Here is a 5,176-nt window from a genome sequence, read left to right on the forward strand (position 1 = left end):
ACCTTTATTACCTGTCCATTTAATAGTCGCTTTATAGTGATGAGTTTTTACTGTCGCCATATTTTCTTGTTACGCATCATTTGGTATTGTCTTAACATAGCCTATAACGGTTTCGGGCTTGGCGAAGGTGGTGATTTTCACCACAAATGCTGATGCGGAGTACGAAACTTTGATTAACCACAAATGTGTCTGCGGACACTGAACCGCCACTTTTGCCAAACCCGTGTTAGCAGCTGTTATTCTCATGCTTTTTAATTTCTGTTGTTATCATGTCAACTAATTTGTCATACATACCGCCACCTTGTTTGGTCGCAAAAATGTCAGCAAATTGGTTAGTTTTAGAAAGTTCATTTGCTTTTGTCGCCAACTTTAATGCTTTATTTATGTCTTTAGTCATTCCAAGTCCGAAAAAGTAACACGCTGCACGATTGGAAATTGCCTTATGACTGTTTAAGTCTACAGCTCGTTGATTATATTCAAGTGCTTTTGTCATGTCAGGTGGCACTGGGCCAAAACCTCTCAAATAAATGTCGCTGAGTTTGTTAAATGCCCAAACTTTATGATTCTCATCTTTGCTGTTGGATAGTCTTTCAAGACCATTCAAAATTTCGGATATTTTCTCTGTTTTTTCGTCATCAATCAAGTCGTCTAATTGAGAACGCAATTCATAATCTTCACCAAAGTAGTTTTCTGAATATTTGTTGCTTGAAATATTGGGATTAAAGTTCTCGGACTTAACCAGTTTATCATTGTCGTCAAGTTTATAGCAATAGTCGTCAGACCAAAAATAGTCCACAGGTCCGTTTTGTGATATGTCTTGAATATTTTTCCCGAATAGCTTTAACTCCGCTGTCTCGTGCATCATTACTAAAATTAAATCGCCAAGTTCTTTAGGTAAAACAACTAGGTAGTCACCAATGCCGTTGGTTGCAAAAACCAAGCCGTCTAACCCCCATTCATTTTTAAAATTCAAGGAACTCTCAATTATAAAATTATCATTTGCGTCATTTGGTTTGTCATTAACAGTCCAAAATAACCACTCTTCCTCTCCAAATTTAACTTCCTCTTTTTCAAGTTTAGAAATAAAGTCAAAATGTTCTTCAGAAAAAGTCATTCCTAACTTCTCCTGTGCTTGTTTCAATTTTGCTGTGATGTGTCTTTTCATAATAGCTGCTAACGTTTTGCGTGCAGGCGATCGTAACCCTGTGTTGCGCCTGCGGCAGGGTTATGGCGCTTGCACGCTGTTATAGCACGTTTAGTAATATCCTTTCCCATTTATACAATGCCTTACTCCGCCTCTTGGATTTTCCATGTCCCCATTATAACGCGGAATTAAATGGCAATGAAAGTGAAATACAGTTTGACCTGCAGCCTCACCGCAATTCATTCCTATGTTATATCCATCAGGCTTAAACTCCTTTTCAATTATTCCTTTGGCAATTTCAATTACTTCATTCAAATTTCCATGTTCTTCTTTTGTCAATTCAAAAAAGTTATTTCTGACCTTATTTGTGATTATTAAAAGGTGTCCAGGAGAGACAGGAAAATTATCCTTTATTATGAAGAAATATTCGTTGCTAAATAGAATTTTATTGGGGTCTATGTTCGTAAAGTCTTTCATTAAAATGTTCCTATTATTTCAATATTTGGTTTCCATTTTTGGATTGAAAGGGATAAGGCTAAGTTATAATTTTCCTCCAAGAATCTCCTGCGCAAATCTTTTGTTTGCCCCGTTTGATTAATAATTGTTTCTGCCAACGGATGTTTACTTTCAATATAGAATTCATTTCTATTAAATAGTCTTTCAAGAAATCTCTTTTCCGGAATCCTTGCCTTTTTGTCGAGGTTAATTGCACTATCTGATAATACTAAATTCCAAACTCCATTGATGTTAGCGCCCAGCTTAGCATGAGCTATTTTGTTAACATGTGGAAGAAAGTGATCAACTGCACAAGTATTTGCATCATTTTTATTTATAGAGATATCTTGGAAAGAGTAAAAGCACTTACCTTTTTGATAGCCATTCAATGAGTCGCGAACAGATGTAACATCTATTCTTCTCATCACGTCACTTTCAATAAAGAATAAAGATTTTTCTTCATCATATTTTACCTCTAAGAGATTTGGATTTATTTGGAGATTCCATGCAGTTTCAACCAAATTCCATCTTGCTTCAACTTCTTGCTCCAAATTCCTGTATTGGAAAAGTTCCTTGATTTTAAGCAGATTGTCCGTGACAATAATATCCTTTTTACCATTCTTATAATCTTTTTCGTAAAACTTGTCTGGTATTGTTCCTCCGTTTATATTTTGGAATGCATCCACCACGTTTACAAAACCATATTTTTCAGTTAGACTATAGAGCTGCTCTTGTGAGATAGTTCCAGAGATATAATTTCTACAACCTTCTAGAAATTTACTCGATGACGAATTGCCTTGTTTGTCATTATTTTTTAAATGAGTAACTATTGAGTCTGCAAACGGTATTGCTAAATCAGCAAGTGATATTTTAGTTTTTTGTTCCTCAATTAAACCAAGGAGCGATTTTGCAAACGCAAATTTGTAAGTAGCTGAATTTTTACCAAATAAAATCAAGGCTCTCCATTGAGATTCTATTGAGGGGTCATTTATTTGGAATTTAGTTGTCACTAATTTGCTTGTTATTTAAATGTGCTATAACTCGTTTATACCCCTGAAATTTTCATCCTTATAGCACTTCCTTGGGTGTATACGTCTGATTTCGTAGGGTGGTATAAAAGTAGTGCTTTTTTTATAAATCATAAAACGGACTTTTGATTTATTGGATGCTTTTGGTTCTTTAAAACGGGTGTAAATTGCCGTTGTTTTACGGCTGTTTTGACCCTGAATTACCCGATTGTACCGCATAAAATTGCCAATAGTTATTATTTAACTCCTCATAAAGCGTAACCAATTTTCCTAAAAGGAATAAATACCTCCCAAGTTCCACAACAAATCCCTGTAGATATAACACTGATATAGCACTGATATAGCACTAACATAGCACTGCTCAACTACAATTCTTCTCCCAATATCCTGTGTTTTCTCCCTATGTCTCAGATGAAACCTGAAACCCCTTGCCCAAACCTCAGAATTTCGTTTCTTTGTAAGACTTAAATAAAACCCAAACGCGTTATGGAAACCGATAAGTGGATTGAATTGGCGATGTATACGTTACCCGCCGTAGTGACCGGCGGAATTGCCTACTTGATGATGCAAAAGTTTGTGAACTTGGACGAAAATCGCCGCAAGTTCCAATTGCTGCGAGACAACCAAAAACAAGCACTGCCCATTCGCCTCCAAGCCTATGAACGGATGGCCTTGTTTCTCGAACGCATTAATCCGCTCAAACTCATGATTCGCGTGGCGCCTTTTAGCAACGATACCGTCGATTATATGAACCTTTTGATTCAAAATATCGAGCAAGAATACGAACACAATGTCACCCAACAAATCTACCTCTCCGATGAAGCCTGGGTGATGGTAGTCAATGCCAAAAATGCGATTAACCAAAACCTCCGCAACCTAGCCGCCGATAGCGAAATCAAAGACGCCGACCAATACCGATTGAAAGTTTTGAGTTCGTTGATGGAAACCGAATCCGCTTCGCAATTGGCATTGGAGTTTTTGAAGAGCGAAATCAAGGACTTTATTTGATTATTTTAAATTTTAAATTATAAATTTTAAATGGGTCGCAGCTCAGTAGCTTAGCGTCTCAGAAGCCTAGAAGCTAATAAAAAATGCTCGAACAGTATCTCAACCAATTAAATGAAGCGCAACGGGCACCCGTGCTGCAAAAAGACGGTCCCATGATGGTGATTGCCGGAGCCGGTTCGGGGAAAACACGCGTGCTGACCATGCGTATCGCTTACCTCATGCACCACGGCGTTGATGCTTTCAATATTTTGGCACTTACCTTCACCAATAAAGCCGCCCGTGAAATGAAATCGCGTATTGCAGCTATCGTGGGAAGTAACGAAGCCAAAAACCTCTGGATGGGAACATTTCACTCGGTGTTTGCTAAAATTCTTCGCATCGAAGCCGATAAATTAGGATACCCGTCTAACTTCACCATCTACGATACTCAAGATGCCGTAAGGTTGATTTCGGCCATCATCAAAGAGATGCAGTTGGATAAAGATATTTATAAACCCAAGCAAATTCTGGGACGTATTTCGTCGTACAAAAATTCACTCATTACGGTAAAAGCCTATTTTAACAACCCCGAATTACAAGAAGCCGATGCCATGAGCAAACGCCCGCGAATGGGTGAAATCTACCAAAACTATGTCGACCGTTGCTTCAAAGCCGGTGCCATGGATTTTGACGATTTGTTGTTAAAAACCAACGAACTGCTCAACCGGTTCCCCGATGTGTTGGCCAAATACCAAGACCGTTTTCGCTACATCATGGTCGATGAGTACCAAGATACCAACCATTCGCAATACTTGATTGTTCGGGCGTTGTCCGATCGCTTTCAAAATATCTGTGTGGTAGGCGATGATGCCCAAAGTATCTATGCCTTCCGCGGAGCCAACATCAACAATATTCTCAATTTCCAAAAGGATTACGATCAGGTGCAAACCTACCGTTTGGAGCAAAACTACCGTTCGACCAAAAACATCGTAGAGGCGGCCAACACCATTATCGATAAAAATAAAACCAAATTGGATAAAGTCGTATGGACGGACAATGAACTCGGCCCTAAAATTAAGGTGCACCGCAGTTTAACCGATAGTGAGGAAGGACGTTATGTGGCGGGAGAGATTTTTGAAATGAAAATGCGGGAACAGCTCACCAATGGGAAGTTCGCTGTTTTATACCGTACCAATGCCCAATCCCGGGCTATAGAAGATGCTTTGCGCAAACGCGATATTCCGTACCGTATTTATGGCGGTCTATCGTTTTACCAACGCAAAGAAATCAAAGATGTGTTGTGTTACCTTCGTTTGATTATCAACCCCAAAGACGAAGAAGCGTTAGTGCGGGTGATCAATTATCCCGCCCGTGGTATTGGCGATACGACCGTTGAAAAATTGACCATTGCGGCCAACCATTATAAGCGTTCCCTATTTGAAGTGATGGAGCATATTGACAAAATTGATTTGAAATTGAATGCGGGAACCAAAAACAAGCTTCACGATTTTGTGAACATGAT

General features: G+C 38.8%; 6 protein-coding genes. 2 read left to right on the top strand and 4 right to left on the bottom strand.

Annotated features, from left to right (window positions below):
• Positions 1-69 precede the first annotated feature (69 nt).
• The 4 genes from Q0037_RS00355 to Q0037_RS00370 all read right to left on the bottom strand — a co-directional run bounded on the left by Q0037_RS00355 (position 70) and on the right by Q0037_RS00370 (position 2,649).
• On the bottom strand, positions 70-246 hold the full coding sequence (locus Q0037_RS00355; RefSeq protein WP_297513679.1) for a hypothetical protein: 177 nt from the start codon (positions 244-246) through the stop codon (positions 70-72).
• Complete coding sequence (locus tag Q0037_RS00360) at positions 227-1,165, bottom strand: hypothetical protein (protein ID WP_297513683.1); 939 nt, start codon at positions 1,163-1,165, stop codon at positions 227-229. The genes Q0037_RS00355 and Q0037_RS00360 overlap by 20 nt, the downstream gene beginning before the upstream one ends.
• Before the next feature lie 90 nt (positions 1,166-1,255).
• Complete coding sequence (locus Q0037_RS00365; protein ID WP_297513686.1) at positions 1,256-1,621, bottom strand: HIT family protein; 366 nt, start codon at positions 1,619-1,621, stop codon at positions 1,256-1,258.
• Complete coding sequence (locus tag Q0037_RS00370) at positions 1,621-2,649, bottom strand: HNH endonuclease domain-containing protein (RefSeq protein WP_297513689.1); 1,029 nt, start codon at positions 2,647-2,649, stop codon at positions 1,621-1,623. Before Q0037_RS00370 ends, Q0037_RS00365 begins: the two co-directional genes overlap by 1 nt.
• A 504-nt stretch (positions 2,650-3,153) precedes the next feature.
• On the opposite strand from Q0037_RS00370, the gene Q0037_RS00375 reads away from it, so the two are divergent.
• Together Q0037_RS00375 and Q0037_RS00380 are read left to right on the top strand one after the other, a co-directional pair.
• Entirely contained in the window at positions 3,154-3,675 is a 522-nt protein-coding gene (locus Q0037_RS00375) for a hypothetical protein (protein ID WP_297513691.1), read from the top strand.
• An 83-nt stretch (positions 3,676-3,758) separates the two neighbouring features.
• A partial coding sequence (locus Q0037_RS00380) for an ATP-dependent helicase (protein WP_297513694.1) occupies positions 3,759-5,176 on the top strand: 1,418 nt, incomplete at its 3' end.

The organism is Flavobacterium sp. (assembly GCF_027482425.1).
GTDB lineage: Bacteria > Bacteroidota > Bacteroidia > Flavobacteriales > Flavobacteriaceae > Flavobacterium.